This is a genomic window from Nitrospira sp., from assembly GCA_037045225.1.
Taxonomy (GTDB): domain Bacteria; phylum Nitrospirota; class Nitrospiria; order Nitrospirales; family Nitrospiraceae; genus Nitrospira_A.
The window spans coordinates 3,395,806-3,420,339 of sequence record JBAOHZ010000009.1; the positions used below are offsets into that span (position 1 = coordinate 3,395,806).

At 60.4% G+C, this 24,534-nt stretch carries 22 protein-coding genes; 20 read left to right on the forward strand and 2 right to left on the reverse strand.

Annotated features, from left to right (window positions below; translation table 11 throughout):
- Nucleotides 1-43 precede the first annotated feature (43 nt).
- Nucleotides 44-1,255 (forward strand): methyltransferase domain-containing protein, encoded by a 1,212-nt coding sequence (locus tag V9G17_16955; GenBank protein MEI2754283.1) that lies wholly within the window; start codon nucleotides 44-46, stop codon nucleotides 1,253-1,255.
- Entirely contained in the window at nucleotides 1,255-2,106 is an 852-nt protein-coding gene (locus tag V9G17_16960) for a hypothetical protein (protein ID MEI2754284.1), read from the forward strand. The genes V9G17_16955 and V9G17_16960 overlap by 1 nt, the downstream gene beginning before the upstream one ends.
- A gap of 9 nt (nucleotides 2,107-2,115) precedes the next feature.
- Here V9G17_16960 and V9G17_16965 read toward each other — a convergent pair whose 3' ends face one another.
- Both V9G17_16965 and V9G17_16970 read right to left on the reverse strand, forming a co-directional pair.
- A complete protein-coding gene (locus tag V9G17_16965; protein MEI2754285.1) occupies nucleotides 2,116-5,592 on the reverse strand; it encodes a CHAT domain-containing protein in 3,477 nt (1,158 codons plus the stop codon).
- Between the two features lie 305 nt (nucleotides 5,593-5,897).
- Nucleotides 5,898-6,146 carry a hypothetical protein gene (locus V9G17_16970; protein ID MEI2754286.1) on the reverse strand — a complete coding sequence of 83 codons (249 nt, stop codon included), beginning with the start codon at nucleotides 6,144-6,146 and terminating at the stop codon, nucleotides 5,898-5,900.
- A gap of 558 nt (nucleotides 6,147-6,704) precedes the next feature.
- Between V9G17_16970 and V9G17_16975 the strand changes: the two genes are divergently transcribed.
- The 18 genes from V9G17_16975 (at nucleotide 6,705) to V9G17_17060 (ending at nucleotide 24,533) form a co-directional block, all read left to right on the forward strand.
- On the forward strand, nucleotides 6,705-8,159 hold the full coding sequence (locus V9G17_16975) for a sigma-54 dependent transcriptional regulator (GenBank protein MEI2754287.1): 1,455 nt from the start codon (nucleotides 6,705-6,707) through the stop codon (nucleotides 8,157-8,159).
- A 225-nt stretch (nucleotides 8,160-8,384) separates the two neighbouring features.
- The gene (locus V9G17_16980) at nucleotides 8,385-8,663 is read left to right on the forward strand and encodes a hypothetical protein (GenBank protein MEI2754288.1); all 279 of its coding nucleotides are present in this window, start codon (nucleotides 8,385-8,387) and stop codon (nucleotides 8,661-8,663) included.
- A 25-nt stretch (nucleotides 8,664-8,688) separates the two neighbouring features.
- Complete coding sequence (locus V9G17_16985; protein ID MEI2754289.1) at nucleotides 8,689-10,290, forward strand: phage tail sheath C-terminal domain-containing protein; 1,602 nt, start codon at nucleotides 8,689-8,691, stop codon at nucleotides 10,288-10,290.
- A 14-nt stretch (nucleotides 10,291-10,304) separates the two neighbouring features.
- Nucleotides 10,305-10,826, forward strand: a complete 522-nt coding sequence (locus tag V9G17_16990) for a phage tail protein (GenBank protein ID MEI2754290.1) — start codon at nucleotides 10,305-10,307, stop codon at nucleotides 10,824-10,826.
- On the forward strand, nucleotides 10,826-11,569 hold the full coding sequence (locus tag V9G17_16995) for a hypothetical protein (protein ID MEI2754291.1): 744 nt from the start codon (nucleotides 10,826-10,828) through the stop codon (nucleotides 11,567-11,569). Before V9G17_16990 ends, V9G17_16995 begins: the two co-directional genes overlap by 1 nt.
- On the forward strand, nucleotides 11,566-12,324 hold the full coding sequence (locus tag V9G17_17000; protein MEI2754292.1) for a hypothetical protein: 759 nt from the start codon (nucleotides 11,566-11,568) through the stop codon (nucleotides 12,322-12,324). The genes V9G17_16995 and V9G17_17000 overlap by 4 nt, the downstream gene beginning before the upstream one ends.
- Complete coding sequence (locus V9G17_17005; protein ID MEI2754293.1) at nucleotides 12,321-13,622, forward strand: DUF4255 domain-containing protein; 1,302 nt, start codon at nucleotides 12,321-12,323, stop codon at nucleotides 13,620-13,622. Before V9G17_17000 ends, V9G17_17005 begins: the two co-directional genes overlap by 4 nt.
- Nucleotides 13,619-15,550, forward strand: a complete 1,932-nt coding sequence (locus V9G17_17010) for an ATP-binding protein (protein ID MEI2754294.1) — start codon at nucleotides 13,619-13,621, stop codon at nucleotides 15,548-15,550. Before V9G17_17005 ends, V9G17_17010 begins: the two co-directional genes overlap by 4 nt.
- Nucleotides 15,547-15,801 (forward strand): hypothetical protein, encoded by a 255-nt coding sequence (locus V9G17_17015; GenBank protein ID MEI2754295.1) that lies wholly within the window; start codon nucleotides 15,547-15,549, stop codon nucleotides 15,799-15,801. The genes V9G17_17010 and V9G17_17015 overlap by 4 nt, the downstream gene beginning before the upstream one ends.
- On the forward strand, nucleotides 15,798-17,285 hold the full coding sequence (locus V9G17_17020) for a DUF4157 domain-containing protein (protein ID MEI2754296.1): 1,488 nt from the start codon (nucleotides 15,798-15,800) through the stop codon (nucleotides 17,283-17,285). Before V9G17_17015 ends, V9G17_17020 begins: the two co-directional genes overlap by 4 nt.
- Before the next feature lie 237 nt (nucleotides 17,286-17,522).
- The gene (locus V9G17_17025; protein ID MEI2754297.1) at nucleotides 17,523-18,665 is read left to right on the forward strand and encodes a DUF4157 domain-containing protein; all 1,143 of its coding nucleotides are present in this window, start codon (nucleotides 17,523-17,525) and stop codon (nucleotides 18,663-18,665) included.
- Nucleotides 18,662-20,827 (forward strand): DUF4157 domain-containing protein, encoded by a 2,166-nt coding sequence (locus V9G17_17030; GenBank protein MEI2754298.1) that lies wholly within the window; start codon nucleotides 18,662-18,664, stop codon nucleotides 20,825-20,827. The genes V9G17_17025 and V9G17_17030 overlap by 4 nt, the downstream gene beginning before the upstream one ends.
- Before the next feature lie 44 nt (nucleotides 20,828-20,871).
- Complete coding sequence (locus V9G17_17035; protein MEI2754299.1) at nucleotides 20,872-21,522, forward strand: hypothetical protein; 651 nt, start codon at nucleotides 20,872-20,874, stop codon at nucleotides 21,520-21,522.
- Nucleotides 21,523-21,599: 77 nt separating this feature from the next.
- Nucleotides 21,600-21,959, forward strand: coding sequence for a four helix bundle protein (locus V9G17_17040; GenBank protein MEI2754300.1), 360 nt, complete (start codon nucleotides 21,600-21,602; stop codon nucleotides 21,957-21,959).
- 40 nt (nucleotides 21,960-21,999) lie between these two features.
- Entirely contained in the window at nucleotides 22,000-22,359 is a 360-nt protein-coding gene (locus V9G17_17045) for a LysM domain-containing protein (protein MEI2754301.1), read from the forward strand.
- The gene (locus tag V9G17_17050; protein ID MEI2754302.1) at nucleotides 22,352-23,476 is read left to right on the forward strand and encodes a hypothetical protein; all 1,125 of its coding nucleotides are present in this window, start codon (nucleotides 22,352-22,354) and stop codon (nucleotides 23,474-23,476) included. The genes V9G17_17045 and V9G17_17050 overlap by 8 nt, the downstream gene beginning before the upstream one ends.
- On the forward strand, nucleotides 23,473-23,988 hold the full coding sequence (locus V9G17_17055; protein MEI2754303.1) for a phage baseplate assembly protein V: 516 nt from the start codon (nucleotides 23,473-23,475) through the stop codon (nucleotides 23,986-23,988). Before V9G17_17050 ends, V9G17_17055 begins: the two co-directional genes overlap by 4 nt.
- A gap of 221 nt (nucleotides 23,989-24,209) precedes the next feature.
- On the forward strand, nucleotides 24,210-24,533 hold the full coding sequence (locus tag V9G17_17060; protein MEI2754304.1) for a hypothetical protein: 324 nt from the start codon (nucleotides 24,210-24,212) through the stop codon (nucleotides 24,531-24,533).
- Nucleotide 24,534: the final 1 nt, after the last annotated feature.

The window sequence follows — 24,534 nt, forward strand, 5'->3', positions numbered from 1 at the left end:
TTCGATTCTCAGTCGCGCACGCTAGAACACCGAGCATTGAGCCTTGAACATTCAATCGAGCCGTGAGCTTCACGATCACTTAGCCTGGTGGGGGCTCCGGCACGTCGAATCCGACGCAGCTTATTTCGCCTGGCAACGGGACGTATTTTCCCTTCAAGAACTCGCCACACTCCATCAGCATATCGAAGCTAAACGGCAGGCCACCGAGGGGTCTGCTGCTGAAATCGCGTTCTACGATCTAACCGCTCAACCCCGCTCCGTTCCTGCGCTCTATAGTCAACGGTACGAATATTATCTGGAGGTCGGCGCACGGGTGGCCGGTCAGCTCCGTGATGCTTCGACGATACTTGATGTGGGCTGCGGCATCGGTATCCTGACGACCTTCTATGCAACACGTTGTCCGGCATCGACCATTGTCGGGATCGATCGCTCGCCGGCGTCCATCGATCTTGCTCGACAGCGGGCGCAGGAGCTGGGTTTGACCAATGTGCGCTTCGAATGCCGGGATCTGGATCGACAGGATCTCGCCGGGTCTTTCGACCTGATCGTCGCGACCCATACGTTGCTGCAGGCGGAGCAGGAGCCGGGTCTGCCCAGTCGAGACTGGAGCACGTTCGCGCGCTCAGGAGATGCGCAGGCGCAGCGAGAATTCGAACAGCGGACCGGCGTGGGCGTGAGGCTGGATCGGCTTCGTGCCGGGTTGGCTCTCGGTGGCCGCATGGTAGTCTTCGAAAAAACGAGACAACTCGCCCGCCGCATTCCATTCCAGCGCGCGCTTGCCGCTCGCGGCTTTCGATTACTCGCACCGCCGGAGCCGGTGCGGTATCGTTCCGTGGAGGAAGTCGCGGACGATGGTCCGTTGTATGTGGTGGGAGTCGTGCCCTCGGAGCGGGCATTGCCGTGGGATGAGTTACCGGAGGCCGATGGCATGCCCCCGCTCGATCTTGCGGCTATGGGATCGATGCAGGCACAAGACGACCAACCGCTCTATGAAAACCATCAGAGTTCGGCGGAGCAGGCGTGGCTCTCGCTCCCGGCGAAACACGTGACCAGCCAGGTCACCCGCACCGAGCCGGACGGGCGGCAGTTGCATGTGGAGTGGGGGCGTGCAGGGCTGTTCGTCTATCTCTATTGCGCCAACAGCTTCGACCAGCGTCAATTGGTCGTGATTGAGCCGGCCCGCGCTGCTGTGCTGGAAACCTACTATCAGGAAATTACCGGAGAACAGCCTGTCGGCGGGAAGGAGTCCCTGTGATGACGCCTGCGATCGACCGGCCGGACGCGTCGTCATCGGCCGTACAGGAAGTGGTCGGTCTGGTGCCCGCGGCCGGGTTGGCGAAACGCTTGCAGCCCTTTCCTTGTAGCAAGGAGGTCTATCCGGTCGGTTTCGTGCTGGATCGGCAGACCGGGAAACCAAGGCCGAAAGTTGCGGCTCACTACCTGTTGGAGAAGTTCAGTGCCGCCGGAATCACGAAGGCCTATCTGGTGATTCGAGACGGCAAATGGGACATCCCGAACTACTTTCGAGACGGCGGGTTTGTCGACGTGTCGCTTGCCTACATTGTGATCGCCGGGTCGTTGGGACCGCCGGATACCATCGATCGCGCGTATCCATTTTTGGAGCAGAAGCGTGTGGCCTTCGGCTTTCCCGATATTCTCTTTGGCCCCGACGATGCCTATCGGCAGTTAATCGCGACGCAAGAGCGAACCGGAGCGGATGTGGTCTTGGGACTGCATCGGGTGTACGACCATCGGGTCTGGGATATGGTGGAGTGCGATCCCGACGGCCTCGTGCGGAACATCGTGATGAAACCGGCGGCGACGACGTTGACCTACGGCTGGTGCTGCGCGGTTTGGACACCGGCTTTCTCGGAATTTCTCCACCGCTTTCTGCGCGCGGAGGAGACGCACCGCAATTTGGCGCAATTAGCGAATACCGCCCATGATCCGGGCGGGGATTTAGCCATGGGGGTGGTCTTGCAGGCCGCCCTACAGGCAGGGCTGTTGGTACAGAGCGTGATGTTCCCCCATGATACCTATATCGACATCGGCACGCCGGAAGATCTTGCGAAAGCGGTGCGTCAGTTCAACCTGCCAGCACGATAACCCCGACACTCACGGATAAGCCGCCAGGAGCTGTTCGGCGATCCTGAGGCGATCCTGGTCCTCCGGTTTCTTGCACTGTCGCCGACAAGCCGCGCAGAATCGCAGGCGGCCGGCAATTGAGCTGATGTCGCGCTTCTTGTTATAGAAAAACGGACAATCGGCCGGCCCTACGTCGGGGAGATGGGGAATGAGGTCCGCCACCACGGCAGCCGCCAGGTGCGCCATCATCCGTTCGACCGTAAATTCCCCACCGGTCAACTGATCGAGGAGGTCGAACGTGGACACAATGGAGAGGCGTTCGCTCTTTCCCGGTTCAAGCGGCCAATAGTAGAGATGTTTTTTGTTCCCGCTCTTGAGCGGGAAGTTGATCATGCACACCAGTCGATCCAAGCCCAGTTCTTTGGGTTTGTTTTTCAGCCGCTCATAGAGGGTTTCGGCGACCACGTAGGCCTGGTTCTCATCCTGTTCACGTCGCCAGGTGCCGATCGGCGCCGGGAACGAGACGGTTTCAAACGAATAGACATTCTGCACGTCTGTGAGGTGATCGCAAATTTCAGGCAAGTGGGGGATCATGCGATGCGCATTCCACATGCCGATTTTGATCCGGTCCTGCATGGCGCGTCTGCGCTGCCGCACCGAGGCGGTCCTGGTGCGATCATACTCGGCTGCCGGTCTCGGTACACAAATGCGCTGAGCTGGGTTGCGTGCAAAGACGACCGGTACGGCCCAATCGATGGCCTCTCCGGAAATCGCGTAGTTGACCGCCACACGCGCTTCACGTGCGGCATCGCCGATGGACTGCCCCATGGCCAGCGCCCAATAGAAATGGCGGGAAAAAGATGTGGCCGACACGTCCAGTACCGGGTATTGATTGGCGACGACGGCAGGGACGCCGCCGGCGATCAACGCCTGCGCCACGCCTCGGTTGAAGTCTTCGCGCCCGCCCTGTCCGGTTTCGCAGGCGTTCAGGCACACCAGACGAATGCCGCGTCGGCACACGATCTGCCGGAGCGTGGTGGAATCCAGTTCCTGCACGCCGCCGTCGGCATTTTGGAAGATGAGATACCCGCAGTCGTCCTGCTCCCGATAGTCGCCATGTCCGATGAAGTGCAAGATGTCGAACGGGGCGGGGGCGCTTTCGAGTGCGCGATGTAGCAGTTCAGGTGTGGCATCGAGCAGGAGTTCCACGTCCGCCAGTTTCGCATCGAGGAGCCGGCGGAATCCGCTCCGGATGACGTCTGTCTCTTCCTCGACGGACAAGGCAGCCAATCCCAGCGGCTGTGCGACAACGACCAGGATGCGCATGGGGCCGCTTCGAGCCGGTATACGTTCGGCTGGAATGGATGTGAGCACGTTGCGTGTGAAATTCACTTCCTCAAGCGCCAGGAAGGTCTTGCGATCCGGATCGTGGATGAATTCCCATGCCTGTCTGGCCAGCCAATGATTGTCGGAGGTAAAGATCAGGTTCAGCCGTTGCGTGACCTGTTCAGACCGTGCCGCATCGTACAGACGTCGAATCTGGTCCGGAAAAAGCGCGTTGAACAGGGCGCCGCCGAATTTCTGGAGGTCTTTCTCTCCGGGCAGTTGAGGGTAACGGGGATCGCCGTCGATGTAGCCGTGGATGTGTTGTTGCATGGCATCGATGTCCTGCCACTGCGTCGATGCGTGGTCCGGCTTGGTGCGGGTGTTACTCGCCTGGTTGCCCGTCCCGATGTGCACGGTTTCCATCACTCGCGCGTTGCGGAAGGTGGCGATGAGCGTGGCAATCGAATCGTTCGGGTCCGGATCGATGAGGGCGAGTTGGAACACGTCGTCAGGCTCGGCGTTCGGGGGCAGCGATCCCATAGGCGAGACGGCCCGTAAGGCGGGAGCCGCAGTTATGGCCGGGGAGGCGGTCGCCGGTTGCTCATGCGCAGCACCGGCTGCGAGGGTGAGACGCGCTTCGACGCGAACGGCGCCCCGTCGCTTGCCGGACGGCAGGTCATGGTCGATGTCGACAGGCGCGGCGGGCTGAGCTTCTCCACGGAGGGCGCGGACTAAGAAGTCTACCGTGCCGGGATCGTCGAAGAAGTTCATATGGTTCACCGCCTTCTGTTGCGGCAGGTTTCCTCCCAACCCGAAGCATCCGATGCGATCACCTGGTATCGTGACCCCTCCGCCGCTTCCGGCATCCACCCGCCAGCCGCCTTCGGTGGGAACAACGAGATCGTTTGCCGTTGGAAAGAAGAGATCCGCGCCCGCGTCGAGGAGTCGCTGCAACGTGCCGGCGTCAGGTTCGAAGTTCGCCACCAGCGCGGAATAGGCCTGACTCGGCGGGTTGGGCGCAGCCTGTAAGGCCTGGATGATGCCGCCCTTGTTGTCCATTGAGGCTAGGCCAGGTAACCCGCCCACGAGGCGGCGCGCGATCCAGGAGAGGGCTTCGCTGACAAATTCGACGCCGGTGGTGAAGGGATTGACGGGAAAGAGTTCCAGGACGTTGGAGAGCCAGTTCGTGTATTGGGTGACATGGTCCGGTGACGCCAGGGGAGTGCCTTCATTCGGGCTGGCGACGAGCACGGCACGGCCGATCACAAACCGATCGGCCAGCGAGCCGAACAACTCCCGGCGCTCCACGAGATGCCGTAACACCAACCCTCCGCGCGAATGGGTGATTACGTCGAAGGTGGTCGGGCGATTGGGCAGGGCTTCGAGCAACATCTGCACGTTGTCTTGCGGCGTGCGACTCAGGGTAAAGTGATCAAATCCATACATGCGATTGCCGTACAGCGCCTGCAGTTCGTCAAAGAAGGTCCTGCCGTTACGGCCTTGCGTTTGTGCCAGCGAGCGGAAGGCCGCTTTGGTGCTGGAAAAGGTGCCGTGGATAAACAGGAGATTCCGCTCCGACGCGCTCAACGTCTTCAAGTCTGCGGCCGGCAGGCTTGCCTCTCCGCCGAGACTTTCAGCGGTCAAGGACAACCACCCTTCCCGTTGTTTTTTCAGTTTCCAGGTGGCCGTTTCCCAGAGGAGCGCGAGTTTCGAGAGGGCGAAGTCGGCGATCTTCCCGGCGACCTTTAAGACCACAGCTTTGATCGCCGCACTGATGAATCCGCGTCGGCCGCCTGCGTCGGGGATGGGCGCGGCCGGCACCGGAATCGAAAACCGATAGATCCTTTTTGCTCCTCGGCCTGTGCCGCGCCGGGCCGGTTCCGTCGGCATATGGAAACGGATGGCTCCGGACGCGTATCGGGTCATCACGATATAGGCATCGTCGGGACCACCTTCGACATCCAGCGTGAGGGGAGCCGGAGCCGCCTCGCCTCGTCTGGTTTTGGGGGTGGCGGTGAGGCTTTGTTCGACCTGCCAGCGTTTCGTCGCCGTGAGATTTTCCAGAAAGGGATCGGGTACCTCGCCCGCTGCTCTTCTCCCTCCACGAGTCTGAGCCGTCGCACGAACGTCCCAGCCGTCTGCCGTCGACCAGCTTACCGCACCGGATTTTTTTTGCGCCATGATGTGCTCCCACTGTGCTCGTCAGACCGAGCGTCATTGATTCATGTGGTCATGTAGTTCATCGTGCGTCCCTCGTGAAGCGCCACGTGGCGCGATTCCGAAACGAGCGACGATTCACGAGGGACGAGAGACGGTAGTTCGCACCATGACCGTCTCGACCTGGTTGCGCTTATCCCATAACCGCACAAATCAGGCAAGCGCTTCCTTGAGGAGCAGAGGGGAATACACGTATTACGGCGACGGTGATGCTGTCGCTCGTGAGCAACCTGGGTATACGACGAGACGTCCAGGGTGTTCTCGTCTGGTTATGGCTCGATCGTCTTGCCCCACTGCTTCAAGAACGGGGCGATCGTATCGATAGGGATAGGGAAGATGGTGGTCGAGTTTTTCTCGGCCGCGATTTCCACCAGGGTTTGCAAGTAACGGAGTTGCAGGGCTGCCGGGTTTCGGCTGATCACCTCGGCGGCATCGGCCAGGCGCCGCGAGGCTTCGAATTCACCTTCGGCATGGATGACCTTGGCGCGACGTTCGCGCTCCGCTTCCGACCCAGTCAAGGAAGGGCGGGAAGAAGCAATGGCCGACAGCAGAGGGAGCCAGAGAGGGAACCAACGCCGATGTCGTTGAGCAAGGATGCACTCGGATCAACTCGCGTGTGGTTGTGTGAGGCGGTCGACGTCGGAGAGGCCTGGTGAAGAGCGCGATGTTTCCCAAGAGCCAGACAGTGGATTGGGACGGAGTAACCAGGATGTGCCCCACCGATGGCGATGGCGCATGGCCAGGTTCGGCGTCCTGTGTTATAAGAGCCTACGTTGCGGGTCTACGCAATGAACTGTATCCAATATCATTAGGGACTGTATCGAATCACATACAGGCGGGTGCCGGCAGCGTGGCCATCTGCGAGTGAAGCCACTCGTCCTCGCAACGTTGGGCTATTCAGAATATGGATCGTGCGCGGAGTTTGTCGATGGTGTCTCGTTCTGATCTAGCGGGTGGGCGCAGCGCATCTTGGATGGTACGAATGGTGCACATTTACTGAGAAAGGCGGTTTATTCCTGTCGGTTGTTCCCAGGCAGGCGCGCAGAAAAGCTTCTCACAGCATAAGGGTGAGTCGGATGAAGGACTGTATCAGAATCCTCTTGGTCACTTCGGACGATGAGTATCGTACCTGGTTCGATGAGCCTCACATTGTCAACGTTCTGCAACGCCTCTTGCCTGGAGGATACGTAGAGTTCTACCGGGTGTCGGATCCTTCGGCCACCGTTTCATATTCCCCGCACGTCGTGCTGTTTCACCCACCACTTTCAGATCGTTCATTGGCGCAGTGCCTTGTTGATGTAGTCGGTCGCTGGCCGGACGTGCCGATACTCGGATTGTTCGCCGCGGAGTATGGCCGATGGCCACAACTCTTGAACGACATTCCGGCGGAGTTGCATGATTTTGTCTTGTGCCCCGTCGACGGAGACGAATTGGCCCTGCGAATCGGGCGGGTCCTCGCAGCCGGGCAGCGATCGAAACCGTGTGGTATCGATCGGTCTCACCGCGTGAGGATTGATTCGCTGGTGGGGGAGAGCGCGGTGTTTCAGGCACAGGTTGAGAAGATTCCCCTCTTCGCCGATGTGGATGCGACGGTGCTGCTGCAAGGTGAAACCGGGACCGGGAAGGAAGTGTTTGCCCGTGCGCTGCACTATTCCAGCGCCCGGAAGGACCATGCGTTCATTCCCATCAATTGTGCGGCGCTCCCCGATCAGTTGTTTGAAAATGAATTGTTCGGGCATGTGAAGGGCGCGTACACGAGCGCGGCCGGCGAGCAGGGCGGGCTGGTCCTTGAGGCCGAGGGAGGAACGCTGTTTCTTGACGAGGTCGATGCGCTCAATCCATATGCGCAGGCGAAACTGCTGCGTTTCGTTCAATACCGGGAGTATCGCCCGCTGGGCTGTTCACGCACGAAGTTGGCGAATGTGCGGATTATTGCGGCATCGAATCATGATCTCCGGCAGGCCGTGACGGACCGGCAGTTTCGCGAAGATCTCTTTCATCGGCTCAATGTGTTGTCGCTGGTGGTGCCGCCTTTGCGGGAGCGCGTGGAAGACATTCCGTTGTTGGCCAATCGGTTTCTCCAGCGTTTCCGGAGAGCGGACGGGCAGGGCCCGCGACGACTGTCCGAAGATGCCATCCAGAAATTGATCGCGTATGCCTGGCCGGGGAATGTGCGGGAGTTGGAGAGTACGCTCCAGCGGGCCGTCGTCATGTGCGCGGGCGAGACGATTCACGCGCAGGATATCGAGTGCGCGGGGGAGACGCCCAAGCCGCTCTGTCTGGATGGGTCGCTGCGCGCGGCCAAAACCTCCGCGACCATGGATGTCGAACGGGCCTACCTTGTCAGAACGCTGGTGACGTTTCGAGGAAATGTCACGCATGCGGCCAAAGCGGCAGGCAAGGAGCGGCGCAGTTTTCAACGACTGCTTCGAAAATACGGGATCGAACGAGAAGCGTTTCAGAACGATCCGACCGGTCCATCGCATGATTGTCCCCCGTCCTTTCAGACCCCCTTCGACGGCCGCGCGTAAGTTCCTCATCGGCGCGGCAGTTGTGCCGCACTCGCCATCGTCCTGATATTGAAGGCCGTTTTAAATTTCGCACCGCCATGTTGCTGCGGCTGGAATGCCGCACCTGCAATTCCACTAGTGGGATTCCCTTTAAAACGCTATGCCGAGCATGCATCCGAGTGGCACTGCTTTTGCTGCTTCCCCCAAGAGTGCCGTGATGAAACGGGGCTCCGGGGATCAAGCCGGATGGAAGAGCAGGATGCAGAGTTCAAACGCAGCATTCTCGACTACCTGGTTCGTCACCCTGGTGCGAAGGACACGCAGGAAGGAGTGCTGAATTGGTGGATTGCCGCACCGTGCCTGGATGATGGTGCGGAGCGCCTCGCGGTCGAGGCGCTGAACAAGCTGGTTGCGCAAGGCTGGGTCTTGAAACGCGAGACATCGAGCCAGCCGATCTACAGCCTGAATCATGCGCGCCTGGAGGAGATACGAACATTTCTGACACAGGACGGAAACGACAGGTGAACGTCCTAAGCCGAGGAGGATGAGCATGCCAGTGCAACCGACCTATCCGGGTGTGTACATCGAGGAACTGCCGAGTGGGGTGCGCACCATCACCGGAGTCGCCACGTCGATCACAGGGTTTCTAGGCAAGGCCGTGCGCGGCCCGGCCGATCAACCTGTGACGATCACGAGTTTCTCGGATTACGAGCGGATCTTCGGCGGACTACATCGCGAGATGACCCTGAGCTACGCCGTGCGTGACTTCTTTCTGAACGGTGGCGGGCAGGCTGTGGTCGTGCGGCTGTACAAGGCAGTCGTGGGGAGTGCCGCGAAGGCGACCTATGAGGTGCCGAACCTGACGTTACAGGCCGCATCCGAAGGCGCGTGGGGCATGCAGGTCCGCGCGCGAGTTGAGAAGAAAGTTGTGACCGATGCGAATCTGATCGCCGTTGCCACCCGGCTCGGAGTGGCACCTGCCGACCTGTTTGACTTGATTGTGCGCGACGGGAGCACCGGGATCACGGAAACGTTTCTGAATCTCACGACCAAAGAAAGCGCACGTCGTGCCGATCGCGTGCTTGCGGCTGAGTCGAGCCTCGTTCGCGTGACGATCGTCTTGCCGTCGAATTCATCACCATCCGCGCATGCAGGCAGTCTGGCGGATGCCGACGTCTGGACTTCCACAACGAAATCGACGCCCGCGAAGAATGCGGCTCCGGCGGACATTGCCGTCGATAGCGCAGCGCTCGATGGGGCGGCCTACAAAGGAAGCCAATCCGGCAAAACCGGACTCTATCAGTTGGAAAAGATCGATCTCTTCAACCTGCTCTGCATCCTGCCCGATGCGCGCGGAGGAGACGTGCCGGATGACGTGTATCAGGAGGCGCTCGGATACTGCGTCAAGCGTCGTGCCCTGTTGATTGTCGACCCTAAGGCGGCTTGGGCGGTGAGCACTATCGCAGCAGGGGTGGCAGGCATGAATCTGAACGGCGACATGGCGCGGAATGCGGCGATCTATTTCCCACGGATCAAGCAGGCGGATTCACAACTGGGGGGACAAGTGGAGACATTCGTGCCCTGTGGAGTGATAGCCGGTGTGATGGCGAGGACGGACAGTCAACGCGGGGTGTGGAAGGCGCCGGCTGGGCTCGATGCCTCGTTGGGCGGCGTCGCCGGGCTGCAGCTCGATATGACCGACGCAGAGAACGGTCTTTTGAATCCGCTGGGCATCAACTGTCTTCGGACGTTCCCGGTCCACGGTCGCGTGGTATGGGGTTCCCGGACGATGCGCGGTGCCGATGCCGCGGCGGATGAATACAAATACGTGCCGGTCCGGCGCCTGGCCCTGTTCCTCGAAGAAAGTCTCTATCGCGGCACGCAGTGGGTGGTGTTCGAGCCGAACGACGAGCCCCTCTGGGCGCAAATCAGGCTGAACCTGGGCGCGTTCATGCACAACTTGTTTCGGCAGGGGGCCTTTCAAGGCAGCACGCCGCGGGACGCCTACTTCGTGAAGTGCGACAAGGAAACGACCACACAAAACGATATCAATCTTGGCATTGTCAACATCGTCGTCGGATTCGCCCCGCTCAAACCTGCTGAGTTCGTCATCATCAAGTTCCAGCAGATGGCCGGCCAGATTGCGACCTAACAGAAGGAGACAACATGGCGCAGTTTACCGTGAACACGCATCGATTCGATCCCTATAAGAATTTCAAGTTTCGCGTCAAATGGGACGGGCGCTACGTTGCCGGCGTCAGCAAGGTCGGGTCCCTGAAGCGTTCCACCGAGGTGGTCGAACATCGCGAAGGTGGCGACCCCAGCACCAGTCGCAAATCGCCGGGCCGCACCAAGTATGAAGCGATTACGCTCGAACGGGGCGTCACGCACGATACGGCCTTCGAACAGTGGGCCAACAAGGTCTGGAATTTCGGCTCCGGGTTGGGTGCGGAAGTCTCGCTCAAAGACTTCCGGAAGGACCTCATCATTGAACTGTATAACGAGTCCGGACAGTTGGCCATCGCCTACAAGGTGTTCCGTTGTTGGGTCTCGGAGTATCAGGCCCAGCCGGATCTCGATGCGAATGCCAACGCCGTCGCGATCCAGACGCTCAAGCTCGAAAACGAAGGCTGGGAACGCGACTACGAAGTGACAGAACCGTCGGAGCCGACCTTTACGGAGCCGTGATGATGGCGCACAGTTTCCACGCCGGACTCTCCGCAGCGGCAGTGATCGACATCTGGGAGCAGGGGGCGGGTCGGCATCCCCTCGACCAGGCGTTGTTGCTGCTGCGGCACGCCTGTCCCGACGAACTGTTCGAAACCCTGTGTGAGTGGACGGTGGGGAAGCGCGATGCGCGCTTGTTGGCGGCCCGCAGCAGCACCTTCGGCGACTGTATCGAAGGGTATGCAGCCTGTCCGGTCTGTGGCAACGGTCTCGAATTCGAACTGTCCTGCGAGGGGTTGCTGAGATTGGCCTCGACGACGGACTCGACCTGGCACAAGGTGGAGCAGGCGGGTTACTCGTGGGACCTGCGCGGTCCGAACAGCCGTGATCTTGCCGCCGCCGTCGCCGCCCCGGACGTAGATCGGGCGCGCCGTGTCATTCTTTCGCGTTGTGTACGCAATGGAACGGCAGCGGTGGACGAACCTGATTGGACAGACGAGTTGCAGGTAGCCCTGGCGGCACGACTGAGCGAGCTCGATCCGTTGGCCGAGATCCTCATCGATCTGAGGTGCGCGGCCTGCGGGCACGCGTGGCAGACGGTCTTCGATATCGCGAACTTTTTCTGGAACGAGATCCACCTGCGAAGCCGGCGGTTGTTGCAGGAGGTCGATCTGTTGGCGCGCGTCTATGGCTGGACGGAGGGCGAGATCCTCGGCATGACCGATCAACGGCGAAGCCTCTATGTGGGGATGGCACTCTCATGAGTGATTTCCTCACCAGGCTCGTCCAACGACAGAGCGGAACGCTCGCCACGATTCAACCGCGCACCCGTTCCATGTTTGCCCCCGCGGGAGACCGGCCGGACTCGCCGACGCCTGACCTTCTGGCAATCGAACCAGCAACCTCGTCTGGAGAGACGCATCAATCGCCTGACGTGCCGCGGGAGTCGATCACCTCGATGCGTCCATTGCCGGCCTCCCTCGATACACAGCGCCGCGTCGAAGAGCCTGTGAATGCTTCGCCTGCAACATCGCTTGGAACAGGGTTGAGAGAGTCGGAGCCGCCGGGTGAATCGCCCATCGTCAAGTCGATGGCCGTTCCAAGCGTTGGCATGGCGAAGGAGCCGCCGGTGCCCCTGCGCAGTCAGAGCGTGAAATCGGACGGGCATCCGACGGACGTATCCCCGCGCGACGGTGCAAGGCTGCAGGAACGCCGCAGTCAGACACCGGCCGGGCACGCACGAGCGATCACGCCTCCGCCGCGATTGGTCGAGTCGCAACACACGGCATCAACGCCACGTGGCATCGCACCGTCTTCGTTGATGGCAACGGGACAGCAGGGGCAGCGCGGCGATGCTGCAGGGGTGCCGTCTTCCGAGCCTCCCGTGCATGTGACAATCGGTCGCATCGAGGTCACCGCGCTACCTGAGCCGCCAGCGCCCAAGCGAAAATCTCCTGGGCGTCCCCCAGCGATGTCGTTGGAAGATTACCTGGCTCGGCGCCACGGGGGGCGGGTATGAGCACAGCGTTGGCCATTGCCGGAGTCACCGCGGTGTTGCGCGATCTGCTGAACGACGGCCTGATCAACCACAATGTGAGCGGGTTGCTCGGCAGCACCGTGACCGTGAGTGCGGTTCCGCCGGATCGCGTGGTCCCCGCGAATGGCACGGAAAACACCCAGCTGAATCTGTTTCTCCATCAGGTCACATTCAATACGGGTTGGCGGAATCATGCGTTACCGTCCCGCGACGGATCGGGCACGCAACGGCTGAGTACCCCGCCACTAGCGCTGGATCTCCATTACCTGGTCAGCGCCTATAGCGCCGAAGAATTGGGGAGTGAAATTCTGCTCGGCTATGCCATGCAGTTGCTGCACGAGACGCCGGTGCTGGATCGAAAGGCCATTACGACCGCGCTGAACCCTTCCCCTGGGGTGGATAACAATTTACCGCCGGCCTTGCGGGCCCTGGCCGAATGCGGGTTAGCCGATCAGGTGGAACAGATCAAGCTGGTTCCGGATCCCCTGAGCACCGAAGAAATGTCCAAACTCTGGACGGCCGTGCAGTCCCATTACCGACCCACCGCCGCCTATGTGGCGACGGTCGTGTTGATCGAATCGTCGAAACCAACCAAGCCCACTTTGCCGGTGCTCACTCGCGGGCCGGTGGATCCAGTGACGAAACTCGAGCGGGGCGTGGTGGTCCAGGCCGACCTCCTACCGCCGTTTCCAACCATTCAGACGGCGCAGGCAATAGACGGACAACCGGCCGCGACGGTGGGGGCAACCGTCGAACTGACCGGACATCACCTCAACGGCACGGCCCGCACGGTGGTGTTTTCGAATGCTCGATTCGACATCGTTCAGGAGGTGGCGGCCTTGGCCGGGGAGTCGGCCTCGCAACTGCAGGTGGTCGTGCCGCCGTCGTTGGCCATCGGTGTGTACCAAGTCGCGGTGCGACTCGTTCGTCCGACGGAGACGGAGCCCCGGATCAGCAATCAGCTAGCGCTCATCATCGGCCCCAGTATCACGACTGCGCTTCCCATGACGGTGCCCAGGGACGGAGGCGGGAGCGCGACGGTTACGTTGGCCTGTGCGCCGGACGTTCGAGCAGGACAATCGGTGGCACTCTTACTCGGAAGCCGCGAAGTCGTGCCTGAAGCGTGGATCAGCCCGGCGAACTCCTTGACGTTTATCCTCGACCAGGCGCCCGTCGGCGATCATTTGGCGCGGTTACGCGTGGATGGGATCGACAGTCCATTGATCGATCGTGCGGCCGAACCGCCGGTATTTTTCAATTATCGGGTGACGATCACATGAGCGCTCGCGTCGCATATGACACGTGGGTTCAGGCCAACCAACGGTGTTTGGTCCGCGAGTTCGACCGCCTGAAGGACAGACTCACGGGTGGGGGGCAAGCGGAGGCCGTCGGGTCCAATATCGACGAGATCGACGCGGCGGGATCGGCCCCGGCGGCCATTGATGTCCTGACCAATCTGTTCGGCCTGAGTCGATTCGAGCGCGATGTGCTGTTGCTGTGCGCAGGAGTCGAGATGAATGCCGAGGTCGCGCGCATCTGCGGCGAGGCGCTGGCTCCCGGCCATCGACCCTCCGTTACCTTCGGCCTGGCTCTGGCCGCACTTGAAGAGCCGCATTGGAGCGCGTTGACCCCGGTCAGTCCGTTGCGTCGCTGGCGGCTGGTAGAACTCGATGAGAGCATGGGAGTGGCGAATGCGCGTCTCCGTATCGACGAGCGCGTGTTGCACTACCTGGCCGGCGTCAATTATCTCGATCCGCGGCTACGGCCCCTCCTCCATGTCAGACACACCGGTGAGTTGCTGGCCGCCGCTCATCGAGAGACTGCCGCTACGATTCTGTCCGCGATTGGAGGCAGCTGGTCCTCGTCCGGTCTCGTTCTTCTGACGGGGGACGATCTGCAAGGGCAGGGTGATATCGCGGCCTCCGTGGCATCGGAACTGGGACTGCAATTGTATGTACTTCCGGCGGCACTCGTGCCGACCGGCGCGCCGGAGATCGAGGCGCTGGGGGTGTTATGGCAGCGGGAAGCGTTTCTGCTCCATGCGGCGTTGATCGTCGAATGCACGGAACATGAGGTGCCGAAGCAGGTGGGAGGGTTCGTCGATCAACTCAGCGGCCTGGTGTTCGTGATCGGCTCGGACTTGCCGCCGCTCGTGCGGCAAGCGGTTTCATACGTCGTCAACCGGCCGCAGGCGGTGGAGCAACGGGCCTTGTGGGAGCAGGCACTCGGCCAGGATGCCGCGTTGGTCAATGGCTCCCTCGACGGCGTCTCCTGGCAGTTTCGCTTGAGTGCCGGGACGATCGCGACCACGGGTGCGCAGGTGCGCAAACGATTGGCAGGGAACGAACGACCGGAAGGGCTGCTCTGGCGGGCGTGCCAAACGGCGGGCCGATCCAAACTCGATGACCTCGCGCAACGGATCGAACCGGCCGCCGATTGGGAGGCGCTGATCGTGTCAACTCAGCAACAGACGACCCTGCGTGCCATGGTGGCTCAGGTACGGCATCGGCTGACGGTATACCAGGACTGGGGGTTCGGCAGCCACGGCACCAGGGGCCTCGGCATCACGGCTCTCTTCGCAGGTGAAAGCGGAACCGGAAAGACTCTGGCGTCCGAAGTGCTGGCCAACGAGTTGAATCTCGATCTCTACCGCATCGACCTCTCGGCCGTCGTCAGTAAATATATCGGCGAGACGGAACGGAATTTGCGGCGCCTGTTCGATGCGGCGGATGAAAGCGGGGCGATTCTGCTGTTCGATGAAGCCGATGCCCTGTTCGGCAAACGGAGCGAAGTGAAGGACAGCCACGATCGCTATGCCAATATCGAAGTGAGCTATTTGCTCCAGCGCATGGAGGCCTATCGGGGGTTGGCCATCCTGACCACCAATATGAAGGCGTCGCTCGACCAGGCCTTTCATCGGCGGTTACGTTTCGTGGTCCATTTTCCCTTTCCCGATGCCGCGCAGCGGGAAGCCATTTGGCGCACCATGTTTCCCGCGTCGGCACCGGTCGAAGGACTGGATTACGCCAAGCTCGCGCGGCTGCACATGGCCGGCGGGAGTATCCGAAACATCGCCCTCAACGCTGCCTTTCTCGCGGCGCAGGCCAGGCAGCCCCTGCGCATGGGACATCTGCTGCAGGCGGCGCAGAGCGAGGCGGGCAAGCGGGACCGGCCCCTGTCGGATGCCGAGACCAGGGGGTGGGTATGAGGCGTATCGTCGTCAATATCGACAGCCTTGTGTTGAAGGGGTTTCGTTATGAGGACCGGCACGCGATCGCACAGGGGCTGCAGGAGGAAATCAGTCGCGCGCTCTCGATACCGGATGCGGCGGCGCGTGTGGCCGAGTTCGGCTCGGTCCCCAACTTGCGCCTTGGCAATGTCCGTGTCGCGGCCGGCGCCCAACTACGGCAAGTTGGTGTGGCTACCGGGCACGCTGTCGGCGAGGGACTACTGAAATGAAGAGCGGCCGATTGACACTGGATCCCACGGCTTTTTCCGTCGACCGTGGTGCAGATAAGTTTGGCTGGTCATTCGCTCGCGGTTCAGGGGTAGGCAAGTCAGTCGATCAGCAATTGCTTGGAACCGACTTGCCGTTTTCTACGCGTCGTGAAGCCGAGCAAAGGTTCAACCATTCGTTTGCTCATGTGCGGGTGCACGATGATCGCGACGGCGGCATGGTCGCACTCGGCTTGGGGGCGCGCGCGGTGACCGTGGGGCATCATATCTATGCGGCTCCTGGAGCCCTGCAGGCAGATCGAAGGGGTTTGCTGATGCATGAACTTTCGCATGTGGTTGCGCAAGATCCGGCGCTCGGTACCTATGCCGGCATCGTGCCGCAAGATCATCCGGCTGAGCGAGCGGCGCGTCAGGCAGAGTCCGGCCAGCATGTCACGATCTCGCATGCGCCCATCGGAATTTATCGCAGTCCTATGACGCGCGACCATTTCGAAAACGAGATGCGTCTTTTCGGCGTGCGGAAGATATTCACCGCAACTTTTGAGCAGCAGCGCGAGCGGCTGAACTATTTTGGCGCGGGAGCGAGACCCGGAGATTTGCTCACTAAGGCTGCCTGGAAGGCCTGGAGTCCCGGCGATGACTCTGCAGTCTATGATTGGATCGTCGCGGCGTTTAGCGGCTTTGCGCGCACTTTCGGCGGTGTTCCCAAGGTCACTGAAATCGGATTTTTCCCCGTGGACTATGAGCTCGCGGCCGATGGCACTCTGGCTCCCAAGCGTAATGTGGCGGCGGATTTTGGCGGTGGCCGTATGGCGATCTATCGAACAGCGGTAGACCAAGCGGGCAATTTTCTTATTCCGGCGGGCCGAAGCACCGACGGCGTACGGGCGCAGCTGAATCCTTCGACGGAAGCACAAGGAGTCACAGGGGCCATTACCCATGAACTGGGACATGGCTTGGTGGAAACTGCGCTGACGCCTCAGGGAAAAAACCCAGCGCCAGACCCGCAGTTTATGAGGGACTATCGACTCGCCGCAGGTTGGACGAGCGGCGCGAAACCAGAGCTTTTCGATGCCGGTGCGGCGGAGGTGCAGACAGCGTTGGAAGGCGGGCAGACACCGCCGGCGAAGTACAAAATCACCGAGGCCAATTGGAACGAGCCTACTTGGGTCGAGCAGCCGATGACGCTCTATATGACGACGCATCCGTCAGAAGATTTGCCCGAAGCGGTGGCGGCATATGTAAACACTCCAGGGCTCTTGCGCCAACGTTCACTGCGCCGCTTCCAGTTTCTCGACACGCACCGAGCAGTCCTCGCACCTTTTCTACAGCTTCACTTTTCGAAACTTCGCCTGCGCCTCACTGATCAAGAATTGCACCGGATTATTAAACCAACACCAGAGCCGTGGCTGCAACCGGTGCCCGCGCCGGCACCGCCGACGGGATCGGGCGGCCGGCGTGGGCCGCTGATCGAGTTTCGTTTCTGAAACGACATGAGTGAAAAGACGAAAATAGCCGCGACAACTACTCTGCCCAAGATCGCGCCAACAACCAGTGGGCTGTTCCGGCGCAAGTGTGCCTGTGGCGGATCGAGCCGGTCTACCGGTGCTTGTTCAGATTGTGAAAAGACAAGCCTGCTCAGGCAACCGCTGCAAACGAAGCTGCGCATAAATGAGCCGGGCGATGAATACGAGCAGGAGGCGGATCGGGTGGCGGAGCAGGTCATGAGCATGCCCGAAGCGAGACGAGGACGAAAGGGGAACGACCCAGCACGATCACCTGTGGTACAGCGCCACATCGCTTTGGAATCGAGCATCGGAATTGGCTTTGCGCCACAGATGGTCCATGACGTTTTAAACTCACAGGGTCAACCCCTCGACTCCGCTACGCGTGCCTTCTTCGAGCCGCGCTTCGGCCACGATTTCGGGGCCGTGCGGGTGCATGCTGACCGGGATGCCGCTCAGTCTGCCAGCGTTGTTCAGGCTAGGGCATACACGGTCGGCACCGACCTGGTGTTCGGGGGCGGAGGGTTCGTCCCAGGTACTGCAAGCGGCAGGCGGTTGCTGGCCCATGAGCTTACTCATGTCGTTCAACAGGGGCAAGGAGGTAAGCAAGGAATCCTCCAACGTGCGAGCGGAACTGATCCTGAATTACCGGGAGGCGGAAAGGAGCTCGCACTCACAGGGGAACTGGGGAGCACCCATGAGGTGGTTATCGACGGCAGGCCGTACGACCTCTTAGTTAATCCCGATCTTGCGCGCATCAAGGCGCAGAGCAACTTTTTCTACATCGAGATCCGCGACCAACTCGATCGGTATCCTCCGTTAAGTAGCGGCGCACACGCTTTCATTTTGGAACCCAACTCTCTTGTCATGTGCAGAGCATTGGGGAATTGCCTCGGCTGGGCGATGGGAACCTTTTCCTTCCGAGATCCGGTTTCTGCCGTTTGGGACCGGCGTGAGGCATTTCTGGTCTCGTTGGGTGTTGCCATCCCTGAAGGGGAACATCCCGATACGGTCTATGGCCGACAGGCAGCCCAGGGTAGTTTCCCTCCACCGGCGCTCTGGGACTTCTTCATGAAGGCGCAATTCGAGGCTACACCCACCGATTCGGAGTCGGCTGCTCATCTCGCGCTGTATGGGAGCGGTTTTCGCAATACCTCCGAGGGCCCCAGCCACATCGCCTTCAAACTTCCTGGCGGTTCATTCTGGCTGTCCAAGCCGAGTGATGTGTCGAAACCTGTCCTCCATGCGCGAGCCGATCAGATGGCGGGCGGGCAGATGGGGGACACCATCCGGTTATATCAGAGGGCAGGAGGACCGTTGTCCCACATCGCCGTCAGGCCCAAGGCGGGCCAGCAGCCATGAAATCGTCCAAAGGACAGGTGCTGCCCCTTCCAAGCGTGGGCGCTCCCTCGGCGCGAGGCTTTCTGCAGCGGACCTGCGCCTGTGGCGGATCCGGTGGGTTGTCGGGCAGCTGTTCGGAGTGTGAGAAGAAAAAGATGCTCGGGCAATCCCTGCAGACCAAGCTGCGAATCAATGAGCCTGGCGATGAGTACGAGCAAGAAGCCGATCGGGTCGCGGACCAGGTGCTGCGGATGCCGGGTGTCGGAACACCTTCCAGCTTCGGATCCGCCGCATCAATCGTGCAACGGCGCCTGGCCGGAGATGGCACGATGCTCAGCCGGGCGACGGGAGAGGAATTGACACCGGTCAGCGAGCAGCCTGCCTCCGACGGGGCTGCTCCGAAAGCCGCTGCGGCTGACGAAGGCGGCAGTCGCTGCCCGAGCTGGCGAAACGATTCTGAGAGCATCAGCAAACGGGCTGCCGAAAGTTATGTGCAACACGACATCACGCCGCCCTCGCAGGCGAGGGTGGAAAAAATCGACTGTGAGCCGCCGGTCTCCAATGGCAACTACGGATGTTTCGTGTATTTCAGCGATGGTTTGGTGGTCAGAGTGATTGTGCGGGCAACCGACATCGTGGTCGGCATGGGACCGCGACAAATCTCCACGGAAACGCCGCCGGCCGCGACGCCATTGTGTTTTTATGACTATCACTGTCCGGATGGATTCCTCGTCCTCACCAAGCGGGAGTGTAAGAGCGCGAAGTCGTCGGCACCGCACCCGCCGGGCGCCCCATCGGCAGTTGTGCAGCGAAGGGCGGCCTCGGGTTCGTCCGGTCCGATCGCCGCACCTCCGATCGTGCACGACGTGTTGACGTCATCGGGTCGTCCGCTGGATCGCCCGACCCGCAGTTTCTTTGAGTCGCGCTTCGGGCACGATTTCGGCCATGTCCGTGTCCATGCCGATGCGTTGGCTTCTGAATCAGCGCAAGCCGTCAATGCCTTAGCCTATACGGTTGGGTCGCATGTCGTGTTCCGCACCGGGCAATTCGATCCAAGTTCGCATGCCGGCCAGCGGCTCTTAGCGCATGAATTGACCCATGTCCTGCAACAAGCATCGACCATTCGCCCAGTCGGAACGACATCAGGCTTGTCTCAAATCCAGGAGGTGGGTTCGCCGTTTCTTCAGCGGACGCCAAAAGAGGAGGAGCTCGCCAAGATGTCCGCCGCCGATATCATGAACGAGCAGGGTTACATCGACAACAACATGAAGAGCATCGACTTTTACCAGGCGGAACTGGCCATTGTTCACTATCAGGACGGGAGTACACTCAGATTGGGCCTCATCCCGGAGTGGATCGAAAAGCCAATCGAGGGCGTGGATTATCGAACCTCTCCTGAGGAGCATCTACCTGTAGCCACCGAAACCCCCGCCACCTTCAAGTTCATCCCACGAGGCAGGCAGGCGGTGGTGCCGCCAACCGCCACCTTCAAGGAGGTTTTGGATCTCACGACGCAGACCGTGCAGTTCAGGGTGGAAGGAAAGAGCGGCAAGATTGTTCCCACTGAAGTGAATACCCTTACGGCCCCAAACCTGTGCACGATTCTAAATGAAGCCGAAGCCCAATATACGAAGTCCTTTGACGCCATGGCGGAGGGAGCCGTTCAGACGTTGGAAAAGTTGGGCCTCATCGTAACCCTGGCGAGTTTTCTGACTGCTGGCGGCGCGCTCAGCGGAACGGCTAAGGAGGCGGGGAAACGCGGAGCCGCCGGTGCGGCCGGCCGTGCAGGTACGTCGGTCGTGGCCGCAGCCGAAGCACAGCTGACGAGCAAATTTGCCAGCTTGCTCGAAACGGGAGCCGTTGAAACGATGACGGTCGAAGGCGTCACGTTTACCAACGTCAGAGTGGCGCTCAAAGGCGGCGAGCTGTTGGTTCGGAGGTTGGGCATACAAAACGTATCAGCAGTCGCGGGACAAGGACGACTGGTTCATGCCGGATTCGAACAAGCGGCGATCGCTGCCGCTCGTGCGGCAGGGGCGACTTCGACACGAGTGGCCTTAGAGACCGTCGTCAATCAAAGTTGGCGGAGCTACGTGGTTGGGCGAGGCTACGCGCCATATCTGATTGAGAAAGTCGGTGCCAAAGGATTCGAAGTCTTGTTCGCGAAAGTGTTTACTCTGTAGATGCTGAGTTGCATCGTAGTCTGCTCAATCCGAGGAACGATCACATGACGACCTTTCCCAACTCACCCAAACTCCTCAAAGGCGGCATCGTCTTAATCGATCCCGCCACGGCGCGGGTGCAACGGATCATCGTGCTCCAATACAACCCGGACTCGCTGAGTCGCACGCTGCAGGTGCAGGGGGCCGGCGAGGGAGGCGATCGATCGGAGGCGTTGCGGCTGAAAGGCCCGGCCGTGGAGACCATTAAGCTGGAGGCGGAAATCGATGCGACGGACGAAATGGAGCAGGGGGAGGCGGTCGTCGGTGAGGTGGGGATTGCCCCTCAATTGGCCGCATTGGAGACCTTGCTTTATCCGAGTTCGGGACAATTGACGACGAACCACACCCTGTCCAGTCTCGGTACCTTGGAAATTCTTCCGATGGAGACCGCCTTGCCGTTGTTCGTCTTTGGGCAGAACCGGGTCATCCCGGTGCGGTTGACCGATTTCAGCGTCACCGAGGAAGCGTTCGATCCCAACCTGAATCCCACTCGTGCCAAAGTCAGCCTGGGGATGCGTGTGTTGTCTATCGATGATGTCGGGTTCACGCACAAAGCGGGCAGTTTATTCATGAGTTATCTGCAACAGAAGGAAGGCCTGCGCGCGAAAGCGCAGAGCGGCACGCTGGGAGCGCTCGGCCTGACGGGGATTCAGTAAAGATAGCGATCAGGATTCAGTGGTCAGCCATCAGGTATGACGAGGACTCAGACTCTAACCGTTAGAAGCCTAATGTCATGCGAGATTTCAAAACGCTGACTGTATGGAAGACGGCGCATCAATTGACCCTGAACGTCTATAAAGACTGTGCATCTTTCTCGAAGGATGAAGCCTACGGGCTCGTCAGTCAGATGAGACGGGCCAGTGTCTCGATCGCCTCGAATATCGCTGAAGGTTGCGGGAGAGAAAGCAACCTGGAAATGGCTCGGTTTCTGTCTATCGCGGCAGGCTCGGCGAGTGAATTGCAATACCAGATACTGTTGGCGGGAGATCTTGGGATTCTTGATGAAGTCAGCTGTGCAGACTTGGAACGACACGTCATCGAAGTCAGGAAAATGGCTTCTTCGTTCATGACGAAGCTGAAAACTAAAAGCTGATTCCTGACAACTGATACCTGACGGTTACTTGGAGGTCACAATGAGCGATCTATTACAGGCTCTATTGGACAGTGCGCTGAAGCCGAATCCCTTTCCGCCGACGAGTCGTTATTACAATGTCACGACCACGTCGCGACTCGCTCCCGACGGCACGATGCAGGTCTATTTGCGGCGACGCTTTGTGCCGGCGAGCGATCGGTTCACCGTCGTGCAGGAACACCGGGTGGCGGCCGGTGAGCGGATCGATCACTTGGCTGCGACCTATCTGGGTGATCCTGAGCAATACTGGCGGCTGTGCGATGCCAACGATGCGGTGCGTCCGGATGCGCTCATGGAACGGTTGGACAGCGTGATCGATATCGCGCTGCCGCAAGATGCGACAGGAGTTCCCGGTGCTTAAAGGCGTCCATCTGACATTGCTGGCCGGGCCGGTCATCCCGTTTCCGGTTCCCCAACCGGTACTGGACGCCCTGACCGAAGTACAGGTGACCAGCGCGACCGGTACGGCCGGCGGATTCCAGCTGCGCTTTACGATTCGGAATCGGTCGCCGCTGCAGCAGGCCTTTCTCGTGGCCGCGACGCGAACGCCGTTGATGCGCGTGATTCTGGTGGCGACTATCAATTTGATCCCCCACGTGCTGATGGACGGCGTGATTACAAACCAGGAAATTACCTCCGGCGAGCAACCGGGTGAATCGACACTGACGATTACCGGCGAAGATCTGACCAAGATAATGGACCTTCAAACGTTCGATGGGTTGCCCTTTCCCGCCATGCCCGCCAACCTGCGGGTGACGGCGATTCTCGCGAAATATGCGGTCTTCGGCGTGATCCCACTGGCGATTCCACCGATCGGTTTCGATGTTCCGATTCCCACGATCCGGATTCCGTCCCAGCAGGGCACCGATCTCAATTACATCCTCAAGCTGGCGGAAGACGCAGGGTATGTCTTCTACGTTGATCCGGGCCCGCTTCCTGGCACCAACACGGCCTATTGGGGGCCTCAGCTCAAGGTGGGCATCCCCCAGCCGGCATTAAACGTCGATATGGACTTCGATCGCAATGTGGAGTCGCTCAACTTTCAATTCAACTCGACCAAGAAAGACTTGCCGATCGTGATGATTCATAACGCGCTGACGAAGGTGCCTATTCCCATTCCGATCCCCGACATCAATCCCCTGCAACCGCCTCTGGGTTTGGTTGGGCCGCCGGTGACGAAATTATCGATGCTGAAGGCGACGGGGAAACTTTCCGCTCCCGCAGCGCTCAACGAAGGGTTGAAGGCATCGAGTGAATCGATGGAGGCCGTTACGGGAAGTGGGGCGCTGGATGTCGCGAGGTATGGCCGGCTCCTCAAGGCACGTGGTCTGGTCGGTGTACGCGGCGCGGGATTGGCATTTGACGGGTTGTATTACGTGGACAGCGTGACCACCACGATCAAACGCGGAGCCTGTAAACAGAGCTTTCGCCTCACGCGCAACGGGCTTGTCTCCATTACGCCGATGGTGCCGGTATGAGTGATGCTCAGAAATATTACGGCAAGTATCGTGGCACGGTGTTGAACAACATCGATCCGATGCAGATGGGGCGATTGCTGGTGCAGGTGCCCGACGTCGCCGGACTGATTCCGACTTCCTGGGCCATGCCCTGTTTTCCCGCCAGCGGCAAACAAATGGGCGCGTACATGCTGCCGCAGATCGGTGCAGGCGTGTGGGTTGAGTTCGAACAGGGCAACATGGATTACCCCATCTGGAGCGGCTGTTGGTACGGCAGCGCCGCCGAGGTGCCGGTGCTGGGGCTGGCCGGGATTCCCGCGAGTCCGAACATCGTGCTTCAAACGACGGCTCAAAACGCCATTGTGATCAGCGACGTGCCAGGCCCGACCGGCGGCATCATGCTCAAGAGTGCGACCGGCGCCACGCTGATCGTCAACGACACCGGCATTTACATTCAAAACGGCAAGGGCGCGATGGTCACCTTGGTGGGGCCTGCGGTCACCATCAACAATGGCGCCCTCACGATCATTTAGCATGATGCTGAAAACGCCCGCCAGCGGCGTTCTCGTTGCGTTCAGGCCCTCAACGTACCGCAAGGGTACGCCTCGGGCCTTCACTGACTGCGGCCTTGCTGGACAGTCGTTTTGAGCATCATGCGGAAGGATGTGCCGCTTCCGGCCCGAAGCGAATCATTGTGGCGTGTGTGCGCAAATAGTTGTGTGCAGCCTGCGAACCATTGATGGAGGGTGAGCCAATGCCAGGATTTTTGCTGCATCTCGGGGCGACGGTGATGTGCGCCCATGCCGGTCAGGCGACACCGGTGGCGCCGAATCCGCGTGTGCTGGTGAGTGGGCAGCCGACTGTGCCGATGAACAGCCTGTATGTCGTGGCCGGCTGCACGTTGCCGCCGCCGCCCGCCGCGAACGGTCCCTGCGTCACCGCGCAGTACATTACCGCGGCCACACGCGTGACCAGCAACGGCTTGCCGTTGCTCCTGATCGACAGTCAGGCGATTTGTGCGCCGTCCGGCACGCCGCTGCTCGCATCAGTCACCCAAACCAGGGTTATGGGGGTGTGAG

Coding starts and splice junctions, on each gene's coding strand:
- V9G17_16965 (MEI2754285.1), bottom strand. CDS start 5,592: ATGGCGCAAAAAAAATCCGGTGCGGTAAGCTGGTCGACGGCAGACGGC.
- V9G17_16985 (MEI2754289.1), top strand. CDS start 8,689: ATGCCAGTGCAACCGACCTATCCGGGTGTGTACATCGAGGAACTGCCG.
- V9G17_17045 (MEI2754301.1), top strand. CDS start 22,000: ATGAGCGATCTATTACAGGCTCTATTGGACAGTGCGCTGAAGCCGAAT.
- V9G17_17055 (MEI2754303.1), top strand. CDS start 23,473: ATGAGTGATGCTCAGAAATATTACGGCAAGTATCGTGGCACGGTGTTG.
- V9G17_17025 (MEI2754297.1), top strand. CDS start 17,523: ATGAGCATGCCCGAAGCGAGACGAGGACGAAAGGGGAACGACCCAGCA.
- V9G17_16975 (MEI2754287.1), top strand. CDS start 6,705: ATGAAGGACTGTATCAGAATCCTCTTGGTCACTTCGGACGATGAGTAT.
- V9G17_17005 (MEI2754293.1), top strand. CDS start 12,321: ATGAGCACAGCGTTGGCCATTGCCGGAGTCACCGCGGTGTTGCGCGAT.
- V9G17_17010 (MEI2754294.1), top strand. CDS start 13,619: ATGAGCGCTCGCGTCGCATATGACACGTGGGTTCAGGCCAACCAACGG.
- V9G17_17030 (MEI2754298.1), top strand. CDS start 18,662: ATGAAATCGTCCAAAGGACAGGTGCTGCCCCTTCCAAGCGTGGGCGCT.
- V9G17_16980 (MEI2754288.1), top strand. CDS start 8,385: ATGGAAGAGCAGGATGCAGAGTTCAAACGCAGCATTCTCGACTACCTG.
- V9G17_17060 (MEI2754304.1), top strand. CDS start 24,210: ATGCCAGGATTTTTGCTGCATCTCGGGGCGACGGTGATGTGCGCCCAT.
- V9G17_16995 (MEI2754291.1), top strand. CDS start 10,826: ATGATGGCGCACAGTTTCCACGCCGGACTCTCCGCAGCGGCAGTGATC.
- V9G17_16990 (MEI2754290.1), top strand. CDS start 10,305: ATGGCGCAGTTTACCGTGAACACGCATCGATTCGATCCCTATAAGAAT.
- V9G17_17015 (MEI2754295.1), top strand. CDS start 15,547: ATGAGGCGTATCGTCGTCAATATCGACAGCCTTGTGTTGAAGGGGTTT.
- V9G17_17000 (MEI2754292.1), top strand. CDS start 11,566: ATGAGTGATTTCCTCACCAGGCTCGTCCAACGACAGAGCGGAACGCTC.
- V9G17_16960 (MEI2754284.1), top strand. CDS start 1,255: ATGACGCCTGCGATCGACCGGCCGGACGCGTCGTCATCGGCCGTACAG.
- V9G17_17035 (MEI2754299.1), top strand. CDS start 20,872: ATGACGACCTTTCCCAACTCACCCAAACTCCTCAAAGGCGGCATCGTC.
- V9G17_17040 (MEI2754300.1), top strand. CDS start 21,600: ATGCGAGATTTCAAAACGCTGACTGTATGGAAGACGGCGCATCAATTG.
- V9G17_17020 (MEI2754296.1), top strand. CDS start 15,798: ATGAAGAGCGGCCGATTGACACTGGATCCCACGGCTTTTTCCGTCGAC.